The following is a 19,116-nucleotide window of genomic DNA, read 5'->3' on the forward strand; positions in this document are numbered from 1 at the left end:
TGTCCGTGGACGCGGGCTGAGCCCGCTGAGCGAGACCCGCCCCTCAGGGCGCGGCGGCTCGGGCCGCCCCGACATCTCCACGGTACTCCGCCCGCGCCGGACCGATCCGGCCGCTCGGGAGAGCCGCGGCGGGGGTGCGGGCGTCTCAGCGCCACTCGATCAGGAACAGGGTCGCGTCGTCGCTCGTACGACCGCCCCGTTTTGACACCTCGGGTGCTCGGCGCCGCCGCTGTGCTACACGTGGAACGGGACGGTCGTGACGACGACCTTCGGCAGGGGGCGCAGCGCTCTCCGTAGCCTGGCCGCGAGACGGTTGTGCAGGAGGCGGTGGCGCCAGTGCCGTACGACGATCTCCGGGAGGATGACGGTCAAGGTGAGGTCCGGGCGCTGGTGGTGCAGCGACTCGATGTAGTTGACCAGCGGTGCGACGATCGCGCGATAGGGGGAGAGGACGATCTTCAGGGGTAGGTGGTCGCCCCACAGGTTCCAGTACGCGCGGAAGCGTTGGGCCTCGTCCGCGCTGGAGCTGATGTGGAGCGCGAGGACCGGCTGCTGGAGCGAGGCGGCGTAGGCGAGGGCCCGCATGCCGGCCTGGTCCAGGGTGGCGATCGGCACGATCGACAGGGGGTGGATCTCCTCGGGAGTCTCCTCGCTCTCGGCTTCAGCCGTGGTCTCGAACGTTGCTCCGGGCGCGGTGCCGGGTGTCCGTGCGGTGCCTCGTGCCGTGCGCTCCTCCGAACTCGGCGGTGTGACCGTACGGCTGGGGACTTCGACGGCATGCGGATGCAGGGCGGTCGCCGCGCCGACCGTGTCGTAGTGGTGCCGGATGCGTGTCGTGACCAGGACGAACAGTCCCACCGTGAGCACGGCGAACCAGGCGCCCTCGGTGAACTTGGTGATGCCGGCGGTGATGAGGACGACCGCCGAGAGCAGGGCGCCGGTGGCGTTGAAGGCGAGGCTCTTGCGCCAGTGGCGGTCGCGCAGGCGCCACCAGTGAACGACCATGCCGGTCTGCGACAGAGTGAAGGCGAGGAAGACGCCGACGGCATAGAGCGGGATCAGAGGGCCGGTCTTGCCGCCGAACGCCGCGTAGATGGCGGCCGCGGCGACCGAGAGCAGGATGATCCCGTTGCTGAAGGCCAGACGGTCGCCCAGTCGCAAGAAGATCCTCGGTGCCTGGCTGTCACGGGCCAGCAGGAACAGGACGCGGGGGAAGTCGTTGTAGGCGGTGTTGGCCGCGAGGAGCAGGATCGCGGCGGTGGAGGCCTGGGTGAACACGTAGCCGAAGCCCGAGCCGAAGGTGCGATGGGCGAGCTGCGACAGGACCGTCTCCCGTGAGTTCGGGACGATGCCGTCGAGGTGGACGAGTGTGACCGTGCCGGCGAACAGTGCGACGAGCAGGCCGACCATCCAGGTCAGTGTCGTGCGGGCATTGCGCCACTCGGTCGGCTGGAAGGCCGGCACCGCGTTGGAGATCGCCTCGATGCCTGTCATCGCCGTCGAACCCGAGGCGAAGGCACGCAGGACCAGAAGCAGGCTGACGCCCTCGGTCGCGGTCAGCTGTGGTGTCGCCGCCGGGTGGAAACCGCGGCCGACCGCGTCGGACAGACCCACGGTGACGAGTGCCAGAAGCGCGATCACGAAGGCGTAGGTCGGCGCGGCGAACAGTGCACCCGCCTGCCGCACACCGCGGAGGTTCCCGGCGAGCAGCACGGCGATCACGGCGACGCCGATCGGCACGACGTCGCCTTGGAGGGAGGGGATCGCCGAGGTGATCGCCGCCATGCCGGAGGCGATCGAGACCGCGACCGTGAGAATGTAGTCGGTCATCAGTCCGGCAGCGGCCGCCAACCCGGGAACGCGGCCGAGGTTGGCGGTGGCGACGATGTACGAACCGCCGCCGTGCGGATACGCCCGGATCGTCTGACGGTACGACACCCCGACCGCGAGCATCAGGAAGACGATCGTCACGGCGATCGGCACCGAGTACCGCAAACCCGCAGCACCAGCCAGGACGAGGACGCCGAGCATCGCCTCGGGCCCGTACGCGACCGAGGAGAGCGCGTCGGCGGAAAGCACCGGCAACGCCACCAGCTTGCGCATCCGCTCATGCGCGATCGCGGTGCTCCTCAGCGGAGCCCCGAGCACCACGTGTCGCACCCCGGTACCGACCCGGCCGAGCCGGGAAGTCCGTGTGTCCTCGCTGGTCGCCTCAACCGCAGGCGGTCCTCCGCCAACCGCGGCGACCCGCACGAAACGACCGAAGCGGACCGGCAGGATCTCCGAAGGAGCGGGATAACGACCGAGATCCGGATCCACCGGCAGCGCATGCCGCCATGCCTGCGGATCCCCGGCAACCCGACCCCACTCAAGCCCCACCCGGCGCAACACCCCGAGCTGCTCCGCACCGAGCGCCGAAAGCAGGGCGTCGGGGCTCGGTGCGCCGCCCTCGCCGCCTCGACTCGTATCCGACACGGCACACAGTGTTACGCATGGCGTCCCCTGCCGGGGGCAAGGCGCACGCAGGCTGTCTCGTGCTCGGAGCGCAGGGCCGTGCCTCGCTCGCCTCACCCGGTTCCGACCGGCGGCCCCGACTCGGCGTGTCGCAGGCACCTACTGCGAAGCGGTCCCCCGTACTGGCGGACTACCGGCGGGTCTCAGCGGTTGGAGGAGCGGCCGCCGTGCCGGAACCGGACAGCGGAAATGGCCACGGCGATGATCAGTACGGCAATGCCGATGAACAGCAGGTAGATCAGGCCGTGGATGGCCACGCCGACGATGCCGAGCACGATCGCCAGGATGATCAGGAACAGGACCAGTGCCATCGTTCGGGCTCCTTCGATGCGTGCGCGGGTATCGGAGTGCCAGGCGGCGGTCACCGCTCGTGAACAAAGACCAGGCGGCGGCGTGTGGGCAGCCCGACCGTGACGGTGGCGAGCGCCGGCCGATCCGTCGCGGTGTCGACGTAGACGGGTTCCAGCGTGCCGATCTTGTGGCGGTCGGCATCCACCGCGTCGAGGGCCGCGCCATTCCCGGATGTCAGCCGCTTCGAACATCGGCAACCTCCGATGTCGGTGGGTACTTCCCATTCTCCCTCCGGCGTGTGCCGCCGCCATCTGCCCGGTGTGCCGGCAGGGCGACTCGGTACGGCCACCGGTCGGCGATCAGGGTCCGGGTCCGGGAGGGGCAGCACACGGTCGGCGAGCCCCAGGCCAGGACCGAGTGGTCACGCAAGTAGCCGGAGCAGCCCGCAGCCGGCCGGGGGAGGAGGGCCGGGGCCGACGATGGTCGGTGTGGTGTGTCCGTTGGTGAACGGAGTCACCCGTCTGCCCGCGGGTCTGCGGTCGGCGCGCCCGCGGCTGTCAGGAGGTCGGTGCCGGTGCGCGTGTTGGCCGGGTCGGACGCCGCTGTCATCAGCCACTCGGCGGCGGAGGCTTCGGCCTCCGGGGGAATCACCAGGAGCTCCAGGCGTAGAGGGGTGAAGGAGCACACGATCACCTCGTCCGCGTCCTGCTCCTGTTCGAACCACCCGACGTGGATGACGTGGCCTGCGACCTGGACGCGTCGGGGGATGACCGGCCAGTGCGTCGGATTCACGGTGACACGGGTGACCTTCCCCCACGTGGGGTCCAGTGCTGCCGCCAGCGGGGGCAGCTCGCGCAGGAGATCGTGCGAGCGCGGCCACCATGCTCCGTCCAGCCGGCCGCGCGTGGCGCCCTCGGGTGTCAGTGACAGGCGGACCGTCGGCCCCGGCCCAGGTGGCTGGGTGGCGGTGGGATCGGGGGTCGCGGTCATGTCGAGACACCTGCCTCGGGCTCGTTCGTGGACGGCCTCGTGCTACCGCCAGGACGACGCAGAAGTCTGCAGCTCGTGGACGGTGCGCTCTTCCACCGTACTCCGGCCGCAGCCCCGCCCTCCGGGGTGAGCAGAGGTGGTCGATGGGCGGGGTGAGCAGGGTGGTCGATGGGCGGGGTGAGCATCGATGGGTCGCCGCTGGTCGACCTTCGTCTCGAACTCCGCCACGCACCCCGGTCTGCCCGTAGCGGTCCTCTCCGTCGGCCGACTTCATCGCCTGGGCCCACGCGGATCGGCGTACGACTCACCGGCACTTCGCGACACCTCGGCCAGGGTGGATCCTGCGACTGTGAGGCGAGGCGCAGGAAATCTCTCGAGTGGAATTTCTGGTCAAACGCCACGCGGAGGAATTTTCAAAAATTAACTTATGTGCATGGTGGGATCGAATTCTCGCAGTAAGGAGTATCCTCGAAAGTGCCGGGAGAAGTTACCGGTAGGACGATCGCGAGGAGGCGAATATGCAGATCACTGAGGCAGGATCCCTGGCTCTGCGACCCGTGATCGAAAAAATGTCCGCCTTTTCGGCGGGAAAGATCACAGGGTGAATGGGGGTCAGGGGGGTGCAGATTCAGATCCTGCTGCCCCGGTCGGCGCTACGCTCATGCAGGCCGGAAGGCCGTTCCCCGCAGGAATGCGGGGAACGGCCTTTTTCTGCGGCGGGGCCGCGTGTCATGGTTCGGTGGAGGACCGCCTTTACCGGCGTCCGGTGGCGACTGCTCTGCGGGCATCCCGGCCGGCAGGGCGTCCTCGGCCAGCACACCTACGCGTCCCACCGGCTGCGGTTCGCGATCAAGGGCGTGGAGAACCTGGCCGACTTCGAAACACGGATCGGGAAGGACGCACAGGCCGAGGACGACGGAATGACCACCCCGGAAAGTTCGAGGGTGACAAGGCCTGGCTCGTCGGCTCCGAGAACCGCAACCGCGGCTCCCTGCCCGCCGACATCTGGCGCGGCACCGCGGCCGGACTCGCCGACCGCGGAGCCCTGGCGGTCTACCCGACCGGTGGTTGGTGGAAGTCCCGCAACAGATCCGACCGCGTCGGCCAGTCAGCCTCCTACGACCTCCTCGTGTCCCTCACGACACCTGAGATCGAGACGGACCTCTACACACCGGCCGCAGTACGGCTCGATGTGCCGATCCCGACCGACCTGGTCGCGCGAGTGGAGACGACCTCCGGAATCCCCGTGCAACTGCCCCTGACCTGGTAGACGACGGGAGATCGGTCGATCCCGTGCCCCAGACACCGCCGGGCAGCTCATGTCTACGCTGCCCGGCGCACTGGTGGGTCCCGCCCTGCTCACGCCGCCTGTCCGAAGTTGCGACCGACGGCGGGGTCCGTCTGGCGGGCTGCCTGGGCGTCCGCGTGGTCGAGGGCGGCGGAGAGCGCCTTGACGGCTTCGCCGGCGGAGTCCTTGAGGAGGTGGCCGTAGAGGTTGATGGTGATGGCGAGGGTGGAGTGGCGCATCGTCTTGGAGACGACGGCGACGGGGATGTCGGCGGCGATCATGATGCTGGCCGCGGTGTGGCGCAGGTCGTGGGTGCGCCGTGAGGCGCGGTGGTTCGAGTGGAGGTGAGAGACCTTCGCCGCTGATCCTGTCGCAGCAGGGCGGTGGAGCTGGGGGCAGCCTGATCCGGGTGACGCCGGGGAGGGCAGGAATAGGGAGCCCTTCCTGACTGGGGGTCAAGGGGTTGCGGGCGGTGGCCATATCTAGAGGGATGTTCGGATCTGGATCGTCGGGGGAGCTGATCTGGGGCGGACGGGTGCTTCGCTTGTGGAAGCAGGGTCACGTAAATCGCTTTGTTGAAAAATCCACTCCGGGAGTGCCGTGCGACTTCCTTCGCCGCTGGCGTATTTGCTGCCGAGAGGCAGCCCCGACGTGTGGAATGCCCCGCGTCGGGGCCGCCTCTTGATTCTGTTGAACTACCCCTCTCTGCGGACTAGTTGTGCAGATCGAATACCGCTGTGACGGGCGCGTGGTCTGACCAGCGTTCGGCGTGGGAAGCTGCTCGTTCGACGTAGGCCTCGACGCATTTCTCAGCGAGGTTTCTAGTAGAGACAACTAGGTCGATCCTCCAGCCCGAGTCGTTGTCGAAGGCGCGGCCGCGGTAGGACCACCAGGTGTAGGGGCCGGTGCGGTCGGGGTGGAGGGTGCGGACGACGTCGACGTAGCCGGCCTCGTCGTAGACGCGGGAGAGCCAGGCGCGTTCTTCGGGGAGGAAGCCGGCGGACTTCTGGTTGGACTTCCAGTTCTTGAGGTCCTCGGGGCGGTGGGCGATGTTCCAGTCGCCGCAGACGACGACCTCTCGGCCGTCGGCGGCGGCGCGGGTGCGCAGGGCGTCGAGGTGGACGAGGAATTCCGCCATGAAGCGTTCCTTTTCGTCCTGGCGCTCGGTGCCGACTTCGCCGGAGGGGAGGTAGAGGCTGGCGATGGTAAGTCCGGGCAGGTCGATTTCGACGTACCTGCCCGAATTGTCGAATTCCTCGGATCCGAATCCGATCGCGGTGCGCTGCGGCTCCGTCCGGGACAGGATGGCGACGCCGGCCCGGCCCTTGGTGACGGAGGGGGCCCAGACCGCGTGCCAGCCGTCCAGGTCACGCAGTTCGACGGGCAGTTGCTCGGGTTCGGAGCGCACCTCCTGGAGGCAGATCACGTCCGCCTCGGTGCCGGCCAGCCATTCGACGAAGCCCTTCCTGGCTGCGGCCCGGATTCCGTTCACGTTCACACTCGTCACCACGATCACTCGGGCAGCCTACCGACTGGCCGTACCCGACCCGAATCGTGACGCGCGGTGCGGGTCGACCGGTGGCAGGTGTTGACAGTGGCTGACACGAGCTGTCGTGAACGCGGCATGAATATGTGCGGCGGTCGCATCAGGCCGCGCCATTGGTCTTGACCATCTCCGGAGGGAGCCCCTAGGGTCGCTTACTGCAAGGACCTTTAATAAAGAAGGACGGATAAAGGCTCGCTCTCCCACCTGCCGCAACAGCGGACAGCGGGCCCCGGGATCCGCCCTCCTGGTCGCAGGGCGGACAGAACAACAGGTGGAGGACGCGGTGGGGACGACAGGACAGCTTTCTGCGGTGCCGGAGCCGAAGTACTGGCACCTGCGCACCGTGCTGCTGCGGGCCATCGACTCGGAGTTCTCCATCGGTCAGGTCCTGCCCAACGAGCGTGAGCTGGCCGCCCGCTTCGGTGTCGCCCGGGCGACGCTGCGGCAGGCGCTCGACCAGCTGGAGCTGGAGGGCCGCCTGGTGCGCCGCCGGGGGATCGGCACCCTGATCGCAGCCCCGCGGGTCGGCGTCCCGGTCAACCGGCAGGAGGAGGGCTGGCCCGGCACCGCCCGCAGCCAGGCCTGGCGCACGGTCGACTGCACCACCGCCCCGGCCTCCGCGCAGCTGGCGAAGGCCCTCGGCATCGCCGAGGGCGCCACCGTGCACACCGTCCGCCGGGTCCGCCTGGTGGAGGGACGCGCGATGGCCACCGAGTCGCTGCACGTCCCCGCCGCCGCGCTGCCGCACCTGCCCGGGTTCCGCGCCGAGAGCGACCGCGCCCGCTCGGTGCTGCGCCAGCTGGAGCGCCTGGAGGTGGACGGTGAGTCGCGCTCGGTCGAGCTCGGCGTCGCCGAGGCCGAGGAGGCCGCCCTCCTGGAGCGCCCGCCCGGCTCCCCGGTCCTGGTCATGACCACTCAGTACGCCGCCGCCGGCCGCCTGGTGGCGCTCGCCGTCTCCACCTACCGCGCGGACACCTGCAAGCTGACCTTCGGCGAGGCCGGCCTGGTGGAGGTCACCCCGGTCACCGCGACCGCCGCGACCACCGAGGTCCGCGCCTCCTGAACCACCCGCGGGAAAGAACCACCCGCCGGAAACCACCCCCGGAAACCCTCAGGACGAGGCCCGGACGCCCGAGTGGCGTCCGGGCCTTCGTCGTCGGAGCCGCGAGGGGGACGGAGAAGGGGCTCAGGCCCGGGGCGGGTCCACCGCGAAGAGCTGGTCCTCGACGTGGTCCAGGGCCACCCGCAGGGCGCCCATCGCCACCACCTCCGACCCCAGTGCCGCCAGGGCGACTTCGGGGGCGCGCAGCGTGAACTGGGCGAGGCGTTCGCGCAGCGGGTCCAGGACCCCGCCGAGGCCGGCCGCCCAGCCGCCGATGACCACCAGCTGCGGGTCGATGGCCAGGACGAGCGCGGCGACGCCCTGGACGAGGCGGGTGAGGAAGCGGTCCATGGCGACCTTGGCGACCTCGTCGCCCTCCCGGGCCAGCCGGAGGACGCGGGCGACGGCGGCCTCGTCCAGCGGGTTGAGCGGCTTGCCGGTGGTGGACAGCAGGCGTTCGGGGGTGACCTCCTGGCCGAGCAGGTGGAGGGCGCCGATCTCGCCGGCTGCACCGCCGTAACCGCGGTGCAGCCTGCCGTTGATGAGGGAGCCGGCGCCCGGGCTGAGGCCGGCCATCACGAAGACGACGTCGTCGGCGCCGACGGCCGAGCCCTGCCAGTGTTCGGCGATGGCGGCCAGGTTGGCGTCGTTCTCGATCAGGACCGGGCAGCGGAAGGAGCGCCGCAGCCGGGCGCCGAGGTCGAGGCCGGTCCAGCCGGGCATCGCGGTGCCGAGCCGGATGGTGCCTTCGCGGTCCACGATGCCGGGGGTGCCGATGCCGACGGCCCAGAGGTTGTCGCGGGAGATGCCGGCCTTCCTCAGCACCTCGGCGACGGCGGTGCGGACGGCGGTGAGCCGGTCCTCGGCCTCCAGGGTCTCGTCCACCGGCTTGAAGTGACTGCCCACCACCTCGCCGGTGAGGTCGGCCAGGATGACCCGGATGTCGTGCACGCCGATCTCGATGCCGAGGATGTGCCCGGCCTCGGCGCGGAAGCGGAACCAGCGTGCCGGGCGGCCGCGGCGGCCGGGCCCCGGCTGGCCGTCCTCCCGGGGCTGCTCGACCTCGGCGACCAGACCGGTCTCGACCAGGCCCTCGATCACGCCCTCGACGGTCGGGCGGGAGAGCCCGGTCTCGCCGACGAGTTGGGTGAGGGTCACGGCGTGGCCGTCCCGCAGCGCCCGGAGCGTGACCGCCGCGTTGATCCGCCGCAGCAGCGAGGAGTCTCCTCCGGTGAGCCGATCCGCCAATGCGATGCCCTTCGCCGTTCGCGCGACTGCCCTGGCGCGCGGTGTCGAGTGCGCGGTGCCCACCGAATGGCCCGCGGGGGTGTGTCCCCGGAACGCGGCACGGGCGGCGGGGGCCGCCTGCGCGAGGGCCGGAGGACAAGCGGAGCCTACCCGTGGGCGGGCCCGGGCGGCGAGGATCCTCGCAGCTCATCCAGGCTTCGGTATCGAAATGGTACGGACCGGGTGGCCGTGCGTGACCCGGGATTCACCGCACGTCCACGGATGCCCCGGGACCGATACCGGGCCGGGGCCGGACACGGACCCGGCCCACCGCGCCGACCTCCGGGAAGCCGACCCCTGGAAGCGCCGACCGGCGCTCAGTCCACCCGGGCCGCGAACAGCCGCTGCCCCAGCAGCCCCATCGGGTGCCCGTCCTCAGGCAGGGTCAGGACGGTCGGGCAGCCCGCCGCGGTGAGGGCGGCCCGCCACTGCTCCTCCGGACGGGCGCAGTGCTGAGGCCGGGCGGGCCCGGTGATCAGCAGGTCGAGCTGTTCGGCCGTCGGCGCGAGCAACAGCAGCCGGCCGCCGGGGGCGAGCAGCGGGACGAGCGCCGCGGACTCCTCCTGCGGCGGCCGGGTAGCGGCGGCGACGACGAGGTCGTAGCGCCCGCCGTCGGGGGAGGGGTGGTGTTCGGCGTTGGGGCGGGGCCGAGCGGCGAGGGCCCGGCTGACGGTGGTGTCGGCGCCCTCCGGGTCGAGTTCGAGGACGCGCAGCGGCGCCGGCCCGGTGTGGGCCTCGGCGGTGGCGCGGACCAGGGTGCCGAGGGTGGCGCCGAGGTAGCCGCGGGCGGCGTACCAGCGGACCGGGGCGGAGGCGGGGTGGGGCGTCGCCTCGCCGGTGATCAGCCGGGGCAGCTGCAGCGCGCCGCGCCGTACCCGGTCGAGCGGGGCGGCCGGGCCGAGGCCGTCGGCCCAGGCTTCGACGGCGGGGCGCCAGGCGTCGCGGGCTTCGGCGGCGCCGAGTTCGGGCCCGCCGGCGTGGAGCGGGCCCTGGGCGCCGCCGTCGTGGCGGGTGATCAGGCCGTGCCGGGCGAGCGCGTCCAGCCAGCGGCTGACCCGGGGGCGCTGGGCGGGGGCGACCATGGCGGTGGCCAGGATCTCGGCCTCGGAGTGTCCGCGTTCGGGGTCGGTGAGGACGCCGTGCTGCTGGAGGGCGTGCAGCAGGGCGCGGAGGACGGCCCGGTCGAGGTGGGTGCCGAAGTCGTGGACCTGGTCGGCGGTGATGCCGATGCTGTGCTTCCAGGCGGCGGCCGTGGCGGCGTCGGCGGCGGCGCGCAGTCGGCGGTCGGCGGTTTCGGCGTTGCTGTCCGGGGCGCGGACGTGGGCGAGGACGGCGCCGAGCGCGTCGACGGCGGCGTACACGTCCTCCTGCCGGGGTTCGGGGCCGACGTGCAGGACGAGGCGCAGCGCGCCGAGGTCGTGGGCGGCGAGGTCGGGCTGCCGGCTGAGGCGCCAGAGCAGGGCGGAGGGCAGGCTGAGGTGGGTGGTGCCGTGGGCGGCGACGGCGGCGAGCTGCCGGTCGGGCTGCTGGTCGGGGTCGCCGCAGTGGACGGTGCCGCCGGCGAGCAGGGTGGCGAGGGCGAGTTCGACGGCGAGCTCGGTGACGGGGTGCAGCACGGTGTGCCGGATCGGCGGCGGGCCGAGGACGCCGGCCCAGTAGCGCAGCCGCTGTTCGGCGGCTCGGGCGGCGGAGGGGGCGAGGGCGGCGTGCTGGGCGACGCGTTCGGCGAGTGCTCGCGGGAGGCCGCCGGGCGGGGAGACGCCGAGCAGCAGGCCGATGCCGCTGATCGCGCGCCCGTCGGCGACGACGGCGGGCCGGTCGCCGAGCTCGCGCAGCGCGCTGACCAGGGCGGGAGTCGTGGGCACGGTTTTCACTTTCGAGTGCGGGGGAGAAACCGAACTACTGAACCATGCGGTCGGGTCGGGGGAGGCCGCCCCCGGGTCAAAATTCTGTAATGATTTTCATATCGGCCAGCCAAACGGGTGGGACGAAGTCGGCGCGAAGGTGTCGGAACTTCGCATTCCGGAACTGCTGCGCGATCCCTTGACACTCGGTACGGGTCCTGGATTACTTGGGCCTGAGTGCGCCTGACCGAACGATCGGTAGGTGCTCCGGAACGGCCCACCGCAGGCACTCCGGAACGGCCGACCGCAGGCGGCTCCGGAACGGCCGAGCAGCGAAGGAGCGACGATGACCGGCACCGCACCCGTCCCGCCCCGGCACCTCGGGGAGCCGATCCCGCCCGCGCTCCTGGACGCCGGCGAGCGGATGGGCCCGGACGAGCTGCGCGCCCACCAGCTCACCCGGCTGCGGGCCACCCTGCGGCACGCCTACGACAACGTCGAGCTCTACCGCCGCAAGTTCGACGCGGCCGGCGTCCGCCCCGAGGACTGCCGCACGCTCGCGGACCTCGCCCGCTTCCCCTTCACCACCAAGGCCGACCTGCGCGAGGCCTACCCCTTCGGCATGTTCGCCGTCCCGATGGAGCAGGTCCGCCGGATCCACGCCTCCAGCGGCACCACCGGCCGCCCGACCGTGGTCGGCTACACCGACAACGACCTCTCCATGTGGGCCGACGTCGTCGCCCGCTCGATCCGCGCGGCCGGCGGCCGGCCCGGCCACAAGGTGCACATCGCCTACGGCTACGGGCTGTTCACCGGCGGCCTGGGCGCGCACTACGGCGCCGAGCGGGCCGGCTGCACCGTCATCCCCGCCTCCGGCGGCATGACGGCCCGGCAGGTGCAGCTGATCCTGGACTTCGAGCCCGAGATCATCATGGTCACCCCGTCCTACCTGCTCACCCTGCTGGACGAGTTCGAGAAGCAGGGCATCGACCCGCGCACCACCTCGCTCCAGGTGGGCATCTTCGGCGCCGAGCCCTGGACGGAGGAGATGCGGCGCGAGATCGAGGACCGCCTCGACCTGCACGCCGTCGACATCTACGGCCTCTCCGAGGTCGTCGGCCCGGGCATCGCGCAGGAGTGCGTGGAGACCAAGGACGGGCTTCACATCTGGGAGGACCACTTCTACCCGGAGGTCGTCGACCCCCTCGGCGACGAGGTGCTCCCCGACGGCGAGGGCGGCGAACTGGTCTTCACCTCGCTCACCAAGGAGGCGCTGCCGATCGTCCGCTACCGCACCCGCGACCTCAGCCGCCTGCTGCCCGGCACCGCCCGGCCGGCCTTCCGGCGGATGGAGAAGGTCACCGGGCGCAGCGACGACATGATCATCCTGCGCGGGGTGAACCTCTTCCCGACCCAGATCGAGGAGATCCTGCTGCGCACCCCGGACGTCGCGCCGCACTTCCAGCTGCGGCTCACCCGGGAGGGGCGGCTGGACCGGATGGCCGTCCGGGTCGAGGCCCGGCCGGAGGCCTCCGCGCAGCGCCGGGAGGCGGCGCGGGCGGCGATCGTCCGGGCGGTGAAGGACGGGATCGGGGTGACGGTCACGGCCGAGGTGGTCGACCCGTACACCCTGGAGCGCTCGGTCGGGAAGATCAAGCGGGTGGTGGACGAGCGCGGCTGACCGCTGCGCGAGGAGGGCGGCTGACCCGCTGTCGGACGAGTGGGGCAGGCGCCCGCTCCGGTCATTCCTCCTACCCGTTCGGCTCACCGGGATCGTGGGCGCGGCCGATCCTTCCCAGACTCGGAGGGCAAGGGGGTGGACTCAACCGGAGAGGCTTCCTCATGAGCATCGGGCTACGCCGCGTCCTCGCGGTCACCGCCGTGGTTTCCCTGGGTCTGGGCGCGGCTTCGTGCGGCAGCGCCAAGCAGTCGTCCGGCGGCGGTTCCTCGGGCAGTGCGAACGCTAGCGGCGGCGCCTCCGTGGGAGCCGTCCGGATCGGTCTGCTGCTGCCGGAGAGCAAGACCACCCGCTACGAGCAGTTCGACCGGCCGTTGATCGAGCAGCGGATCAAGGAGCTGGCGCCGCAGGCGCAGATCGACTACTACAACGCCAACCAGGACGCGACGCTCCAGCAGACCCAGGTGGACACCGCCCTCACCAAGGGCGACAAGGTGCTGATCCTGGACGCGGTGGATGCCAAGTCGATCCAGTCCTCCGTCCAGAAGGCCCACGACGCGGGCGTCAAGGTGCTGGCCTACGACCGGCTCGCCCAGGGCCCGGCCGACGCCTACGTGTCCTTCGACAACCACAAGGTCGGTGAGCTGCAGGGCAAGGCTCTGGTGGCGGCGGTGGGCGACAAGGCGAACGCCGGCTCGATCATCATGATCAACGGCTCGCCCACCGACCCGAACGCGGCCGACTTCAAGGCCGGTGCGCACAGCGCGATCGACGGGAAGCTGAAGATCGGCAAGGAGTACGACACCCCGAACTGGGATCCGAACAACGCCAACCAGGAAGCCTCGGCGGCCATCACCGCGATCGGCGCGAACAACGTGGTCGGCGTCTACTCCGCCAACGACGGCATGGCCGCGGGCATCGCCACCGCGCTGAAGGCCGCCGGCCTGAGCGTCCCGCTCACCGGCCAGGACGCCCAACTCGACGCCATCCAGCGGATCCTGGCCGGCACCCAGACCATGACGATCTACAAGCCGTTCAAGCCGGAGACCGACGTCGCCGCCAGGATGGCCGTCGCGCTCGCCGGCGGCAAGCCCCTCGACTCCAGCCTTGCGCCGACGACGGTGACCAACGGGAGCGGCCACAAGGTGCCGGCCAACCTGATCACCCCGATCGTGGTCGACAAGAACAACGTCAAGGACACGGTGGTCAAGGACGGCCTCTACACCGTCGCCCAGATCTGCACGCCGGACTTCGCCGACGCGTGCAAGGCCGCCGGCCTCGAATAGCCGGCGCCCCCTCTCAACCCCCTCTCAACCCGAACAGGCCCCGCCTCCACGACCGAGGCGGGGCAAGGGAGTTGGTCACCGTGGCAGGCGAGACCGTACTGGCCCTGCGAGGGGTCTCCAAACGGTTCGGCGCCGTCCAGGCGCTCACCGACATCGAACTGGAGGTGCACGCGGGCGAGGTGGTGGCCCTGGTCGGCGACAACGGCGCCGGCAAGTCGACCCTGGTCAAGTCGATCGCCGGGGTGCACCAGCCCGACGACGGCGTCATCGAGTGGCAGGGCAGGCCGGTGACCATCCACCGGCCGCAGGAGGCCCAGCAGTTGGGCATCGCCACCGTCTACCAGGACCTCGCACTCTGCGACAACCTCGACGTGGTCGGGAACCTCTTCCTCGGCCGCGAGATCCGGCGCTTCACCATCCTCGACGAGGTCGCCATGGAGAAGCGCTCCCGGGCGCTGCTGGACACCCTCTCCATCCGCATCCCCAGCGTGCGGATCCCGGTCGCCTCGCTCTCCGGCGGCCAGCGCCAGGTCGTCGCGATCGCCCGCGCGCTGATCGGCTCGCCCAAGATCGTGATGCTGGACGAACCGACCGCGGCCCTGGGCGTCGAGCAGACCGCCCAGGTGCTCGACCTGGTCGAGCGGCTGCGCGATCAGGACCACGGGGTGCTCCTGATCAGCCACAACATGGCGGACGTGATGGCCGTCGCCGACACCATCGCGGTGCTGCGCCTCGGGCGCAACAACGGCGTCTTCGACAAGCGCTACACCAACCAGGAAGAGATCATCTCGGCCATCACCGGGGCCACGGACAACGCCGTGACCCGCCGGAAGGCCCGTGGCCAGGAGGGTTCCCCGTGAGCGACCACACCCCCGGGAGCGCCCCCGGCGGCGAACCCGAGCGCCCCCACACCCGGCTGCCCGAGGACAGCATGCCCACCGGCGGCGTCAATGCCCCCGTCCCGGTGGCCCCCGAGGCCACGCCCGCGGTCGACCCCCGGCTGATCGTCCGCCAGGAGGGCATCAAGGGCTACCTGGGCGAGTTCCGCCGCCGGATGCGCAGCGGCGAACTGGGCTCGCTGCCCGTGGTGCTGGCCCTGATCGTGATCTGGGCGGTGTTCGGCAGCCTCAACAGCAGCTTCCTGTCCGCGCAGAACCTCTCCAACCTGTCCCAGCAGATCGTCGGCACCGGCATGATCGCGATCGGCGTGGTCTTCGTGCTGCTGCTCGGCGAGATCGACCTCTCGGTCGGCTCGGTCAGCGGCCTGTGCGCGGCGATCTACGCGGTGCTGAACGTGACCAACGGCGTCAACGAGTGGGTCGCGCTGATCACCGCGATCGTCGGTGGCGCGATCGTCGGCGCGATCCAGGGCATCTTCTTCGCCAAGGTCGGCGTCCCGGCCTTCGTCGTCACCCTCGCCGGCAACCTCGGCTGGAACGGTCTGATGCTGCAGATCCTCGGCGCCAGCGGCACCGTGAACCTCTCCGGCAAGGACATCGTGTCCAGGCTCTACAGCACCATCTACGGCCAGCAGATCGCCGCCTACGGGGCGGCCGCCGTCGGTGTCCTGCTGTTCCTGCTCGCATCCCTGGTCGACGCCCGCCGGCGCCAAGCCGCGGGCGTCCCGTCCAGGCCGGTCACCGACATCGTGGTGCGCACCGTGCTGCTGGCGATCGTCGCCTTCCTGGCCGCCTACACGCTCAACCAGTACAAGGGGCTGCCGCTCGCGCTGCTGATCTTCCTGATCTTCATCGTCGTGCTGGACTTCGTGCTGCGCCGCACCTCGTACGGCCGGCAGGTGTTCGCGCTCGGCGGGAACATCGAGGGCGCCCGGCGCGCCGGCATCAACCTGTCCTGGATCCGGATCAGCGTCTTCACCATCTGCTCCACCATGGCGGCGGTCGGCGGCCTCTTCCTGGCCGCGCAGATCCAGTCCGCCAGCCAGACCTCCGGCGGCGGCAACCTGCTGATGAACGCCATCGCGGCGGCCGTCATCGGCGGCACCAGCCTGTTCGGCGGGCGCGGCAAGACCTGGTCGGCGCTGCTCGGCGCGCTGGTGATCGGCTCCATCCAGTCCGGGATGAACATCGAGGGGCTGAGCAACGCCATCCAGTTCATGATCACCGGCGCGGTGCTGCTCGCCGCCGTCGTGGTCGACTCGCTGGCCCGGCGCACCCAGAAGGCCGCCGGACGGGCCTGAGTGCACCGGACGGCCGCCGGGCGGGCGTGAGCACACCGCATGGCCACCAGGCGGGCGCCGGCACGCCCCACCCGGCCCTACGGCGGATCCGAACACGCCCCACCTGGCCCTATGCTGCGGGCATGCCGAACGAGCTGCGCACTCTTCAACCGGCCGAGGACCTCGCCTTCATCCGGCGCGAGACCGAGCTGACGCCCGTCCCCTTCGTCCCCGAGATCAGCCTGCACATGGCCGAGGACGCCATCGCCCTGTGGGAGGCCACGGAGCGGATGCGCGGCGAGATCGGGCTGGCGCCGCCGTTCTGGGCCTTCGCCTGGGCGGGCGGGGTGGCCGTCACCCGCTACGTGCTGGACCACCCCGAACTGGTGGCGGGCCGTGCGGTGTTGGACATCGCGGCCGGCTCCGGACTGGTCGGGGTGGCCGCCGCGCTGCGCGGGGCGGCGTCCGTGCGCGCGGCCGAGATCGACCCCTACGCGGTCACCGCGATCGGCCTCAACGCCGAGGCCAACGGGGTCCGGGTGGAGGGCTCCCTGGTGGACCTGGTGGACGGGGACGGCGCCCCGGCCGAGGTCGTGCTCGCGGGCGACGTCTTCTACGAACGGGCCATGGCCGCCCGTTTCCTGCCCTTCCTGGAGCGGGCCGCCGCGCGCGGCGCCACCGTCATCGTCGGAGACCCGGGCCGGGCCTACCTGCCCCGGGACCGGTTCACGGCACTGGCGGCGTACCAGGTGCCGGTCGTCGCCGACCTGGAGGACACCGCTATCAAGACCACCACGGTGTGGCGCCTCGGCTGACGACGGGGCTTGTTCGGGGCCGGGCTCGTTCACGGGGCGGAATTCCCGGCGGCGGCCTGGCGGCGACTGCTAGACAGGCGGGCATGACCGACCAGACAGCCCCGACCGACCAGCTCGCCCTGCGCCCCGCCACCCCCGAGGAGATCCCTGCCCTGCTCGCCCTCTGGGCCCGGGCCGCCAAGGGCACCAGCATCACGGACGACGAGGCGGGCGTCGCCGCCCTGCTCGCCCGCGACCCGGAGTGCCTGATCGTCGCCACCCCGGCGGATGATCCGACGGCTCTGCTCGGCACCGTGATCGCCGGCTGGGACGGCTGGCGCTGCCACCTCTACCGCCTCGCCGTCGACCCCGGGCACCGCCGCCGCGGCATCGGCGCCGCCCTGCTGGCCGCCGCCGAGGAGCGCTTCGCCGCGCTCGGCGGCCGCCGCGCCGACGCCATGGTGCTGGACGACAACGCGCTGGGCCACCGCACCTGGCAGTCCGCCGGGTACGAGCCGCAGCCGCAGTGGAGCCGTTGGGTCAAGCCGCTGCCCGCCTGAGCCTGCCGGTCCCGGTCCCGGCGCGTGATCTTCCAGCGCGCGTTGGCGGTGAACCGGATCGCCTGCCGGGTGTCCTTGCGGGACTTGAGCCGGGGTGCGCCCGTCTTCGGGCGGTTGCCCTTCAAGGAGTCGAAGAATTCCGGTAGGCGGTGTCCAGGTCCCCGTCCGCCACGTCGGTGCGGCACCCGGGGCAGTGTCCCCGGGTGCCGCATCCTTGGTCGGGTGGTCAGCCGCGCAGGTCGGCCAGCCAGGCCTCGACCTCGTCGGAGCGGCGGGGGAGGGCGGCGGACAGGTTCTCGTTGCCGTCCTCGGTGACCAGGATGTCGTCCTCGATCCGCACGCCGATGCCGCGGTACTCCTCCGGCACCGTCAGGTCGTTCGGCTGGAAGTAGATGCCCGGCTCGACGGTCAGCACCATGCCCGGCTTCAGCGGGCCGTCCACGTGCAGCTCGGTGAGGGAGTGGGCGCAGTCGTGGACGTCGATGCCCAGCATGTGGCCGGTTCCGGCCAGGGTGAAGCGGCGGTGCAGGCCCAGCTCGTACACCTTGTCGGCGGTCAGGTCGCCGAACAGGCCCCAGGCGGTGAGGTGTTCGGCGAGCTCGCGCTGGGCGGCGTGGTGGAAGTCGCGGAAGTCGGCGCCCGGCCGGACGGCGGCGATGCCGGCCTCCTGGGCGGCGAACACGGCGTCGTAGACCTTGCGCTGGAGAGCGGTGAAGCGGCCGCTGACCGGGAGGGTGCGGGTGATGTCGGCGGTGTAGAGCTCGTTGGTCTCCACGCCCGCGTCCAGCAGCAACAGGTCGCCGGGCTTGGCGTGGCCGTTGTTGCGCACCCAGTGCAGGGTGGTGGCGTGCGGGCCGGCCGCGGCGATGGTGCCGTAGCCCACGTCGTTGCCCTCGATCCGGGCCCGGACGAAGAAGGTGCCCTCGATCAGCCGCTCCGGCGTCTCGGAGTCGGTGCCGAGCACCCGCACCACGTCCTCGAAGCCGCGGGCAGTGGCGTCGCAGGCGAAGCGCAGCTCGGCGATCTCGAACTCGTCCTTCACCAGGCGCAGTCCGGACAGGAAGACCTCGAACTCCTCGTCCCGCCCGGCCTCCGCCCGACTTTCGAGGGACTGCTCCACAGCTGCGTCGTGGCGGCGCAGCACCCGCACCGGGCCTTCGCTCGCGCGCAGGTCGGCGTGGATGGTGCGAACGTCCCGGCAGGGCAGGCCGAGCAGCTGCTCGCTCTCGGTGAGGCTGTTGCGGCGGCCGTCCCACAGCTCGCCGTGGCCGTCCAGCCAGAACTCGCCGCTCTCGATGTCGGAGCGGTTGCGCAGGTACAGCACGGCGGTGTGGCCGCTCGCGCCGGTGGGCTCCAGCACCAGGACGGCGTCCTGGGACTGGTCGCCGGTCAGGTAGACGTAGTCGGAGGAGGGCCGGAACGGGTAGTCGGTGTCGTTGGCCCGCACCTTGGGATTGCCGGCCGGGATCACCAGCAGCTCGCCGGGGAAGGCGGCGGACAGCTCGGCCCGGCGGCGGGCGGTGTGCCCGGCCTGCGGGATCGGCTCCAGGGCGGTGCGCTCGGTGTCGGCCCAGCCCTGCTTCATGTGCGCGGCGAGTTCGTCCGTCACGCCGCGAGTGAGGCCGTTCTTCCGGTACTTGATGGTGGCGGTGGGCTCGGCGGGCTCGGTCACTTCGGTCTCCTGGTGAGGGTGGGGGAGGCGAGGTGGTTCGTTACGCTGCCCCGTCCGTCGGCGTGCGTACCGTACGGTATATCGA

General features: G+C 71.3%; 15 protein-coding genes and 1 pseudogene. 7 read left to right on the forward strand and 9 right to left on the reverse strand.

The annotated features are described in order from the left end of the window. Positions 1–234 precede the first annotated feature (234 nt). The 6 genes and pseudogenes from CRP52_RS29750 to CRP52_RS29770 form a co-directional block, all read right to left on the reverse strand. Entirely contained in the window at positions 235–2,103 is a 1,869-nt protein-coding gene (locus CRP52_RS29750) for an APC family permease (RefSeq protein WP_257033151.1), read from the reverse strand. A gap of 554 nt (positions 2,104–2,657) precedes the next feature. Further along, positions 2,658–2,825: a DUF2207 domain-containing protein gene (locus CRP52_RS37790; RefSeq protein ID WP_143685857.1), complete on the reverse strand. Its 168-nt coding sequence runs from the start codon at positions 2,823–2,825 to the stop codon at positions 2,658–2,660. 62 nt (positions 2,826–2,887) lie between these two features. Continuing rightward, positions 2,888–3,056, reverse strand: a pseudogene (locus tag CRP52_RS29755) (PRC-barrel domain-containing protein); the annotation flags it as partial. Positions 3,057–3,318: 262 nt separating this feature from the next. Beyond that, a complete protein-coding gene (locus CRP52_RS29760; RefSeq protein WP_097239209.1) occupies positions 3,319–3,795 on the reverse strand; it encodes a DUF5994 family protein in 477 nt (158 codons plus the stop codon). 1,359 nt (positions 3,796–5,154) lie between these two features. After that, positions 5,155–5,511: a tyrosine-type recombinase/integrase gene (locus tag CRP52_RS39960; RefSeq protein ID WP_257033152.1), complete on the reverse strand. Its 357-nt coding sequence runs from the start codon at positions 5,509–5,511 to the stop codon at positions 5,155–5,157. 284 nt (positions 5,512–5,795) lie between these two features. Then, positions 5,796–6,599, reverse strand: coding sequence for an exodeoxyribonuclease III (locus CRP52_RS29770; RefSeq protein ID WP_097239211.1), 804 nt, complete (start codon positions 6,597–6,599; stop codon positions 5,796–5,798). A 313-nt stretch (positions 6,600–6,912) separates the two neighbouring features. On the opposite strand from CRP52_RS29770, the gene CRP52_RS29775 reads away from it, so the two are divergent. Continuing rightward, entirely contained in the window at positions 6,913–7,692 is a 780-nt protein-coding gene (locus CRP52_RS29775) for a GntR family transcriptional regulator (RefSeq protein WP_097240440.1), read from the forward strand. Positions 7,693–7,815: 123 nt separating this feature from the next. On the opposite strand, the gene CRP52_RS29780 is transcribed toward CRP52_RS29775, so the two are convergent. Together CRP52_RS29780 and CRP52_RS29785 are read right to left on the reverse strand one after the other, a co-directional pair. After that, complete coding sequence (locus CRP52_RS29780) at positions 7,816–8,979, reverse strand: ROK family protein (RefSeq protein ID WP_097239212.1); 1,164 nt, start codon at positions 8,977–8,979, stop codon at positions 7,816–7,818. A 356-nt stretch (positions 8,980–9,335) separates the two neighbouring features. Next, positions 9,336–10,883, reverse strand: coding sequence for a hypothetical protein (locus tag CRP52_RS29785; RefSeq protein WP_097239213.1), 1,548 nt, complete (start codon positions 10,881–10,883; stop codon positions 9,336–9,338). Positions 10,884–11,208: 325 nt separating this feature from the next. Between CRP52_RS29785 and paaK the strand changes: the two genes are divergently transcribed. The 6 genes from paaK to CRP52_RS29815 all read left to right on the forward strand — a co-directional run bounded on the left by paaK (position 11,209) and on the right by CRP52_RS29815 (position 17,359). Then, positions 11,209–12,543: a phenylacetate--CoA ligase PaaK gene (gene paaK / locus CRP52_RS29790; protein WP_097239214.1), complete on the forward strand. Its 1,335-nt coding sequence runs from the start codon at positions 11,209–11,211 to the stop codon at positions 12,541–12,543. Between the two features lie 161 nt (positions 12,544–12,704). Then, positions 12,705–13,826, forward strand: a complete 1,122-nt coding sequence (locus CRP52_RS29795) for a sugar ABC transporter substrate-binding protein (protein WP_097239215.1) — start codon at positions 12,705–12,707, stop codon at positions 13,824–13,826. An 80-nt stretch (positions 13,827–13,906) separates the two neighbouring features. Continuing rightward, the gene (locus CRP52_RS29800; protein WP_373560535.1) at positions 13,907–14,686 is read left to right on the forward strand and encodes an ATP-binding cassette domain-containing protein; all 780 of its coding nucleotides are present in this window, start codon (positions 13,907–13,909) and stop codon (positions 14,684–14,686) included. 71 nt (positions 14,687–14,757) lie between these two features. After that, positions 14,758–16,026 (forward strand): sugar ABC transporter permease, encoded by a 1,269-nt coding sequence (locus CRP52_RS29805; protein WP_097240441.1) that lies wholly within the window; start codon positions 14,758–14,760, stop codon positions 16,024–16,026. Between the two features lie 122 nt (positions 16,027–16,148). Then, positions 16,149–16,820: a class I SAM-dependent methyltransferase gene (locus tag CRP52_RS29810; RefSeq protein WP_097239217.1), complete on the forward strand. Its 672-nt coding sequence runs from the start codon at positions 16,149–16,151 to the stop codon at positions 16,818–16,820. Between the two features lie 83 nt (positions 16,821–16,903). Then, positions 16,904–17,359, forward strand: a complete 456-nt coding sequence (locus tag CRP52_RS29815; protein ID WP_097239218.1) for a GNAT family N-acetyltransferase — start codon at positions 16,904–16,906, stop codon at positions 17,357–17,359. 226 nt (positions 17,360–17,585) lie between these two features. On the opposite strand, the gene CRP52_RS29820 is transcribed toward CRP52_RS29815, so the two are convergent. Then, entirely contained in the window at positions 17,586–19,031 is a 1,446-nt protein-coding gene (locus CRP52_RS29820) for an aminopeptidase P family protein (protein ID WP_257032918.1), read from the reverse strand. Positions 19,032–19,116 lie beyond the last annotated feature (85 nt).

This window comes from Streptomyces sp. 1331.2 (assembly GCF_900199205.1).
Classification (GTDB): domain Bacteria; phylum Actinomycetota; class Actinomycetes; order Streptomycetales; family Streptomycetaceae; genus Kitasatospora.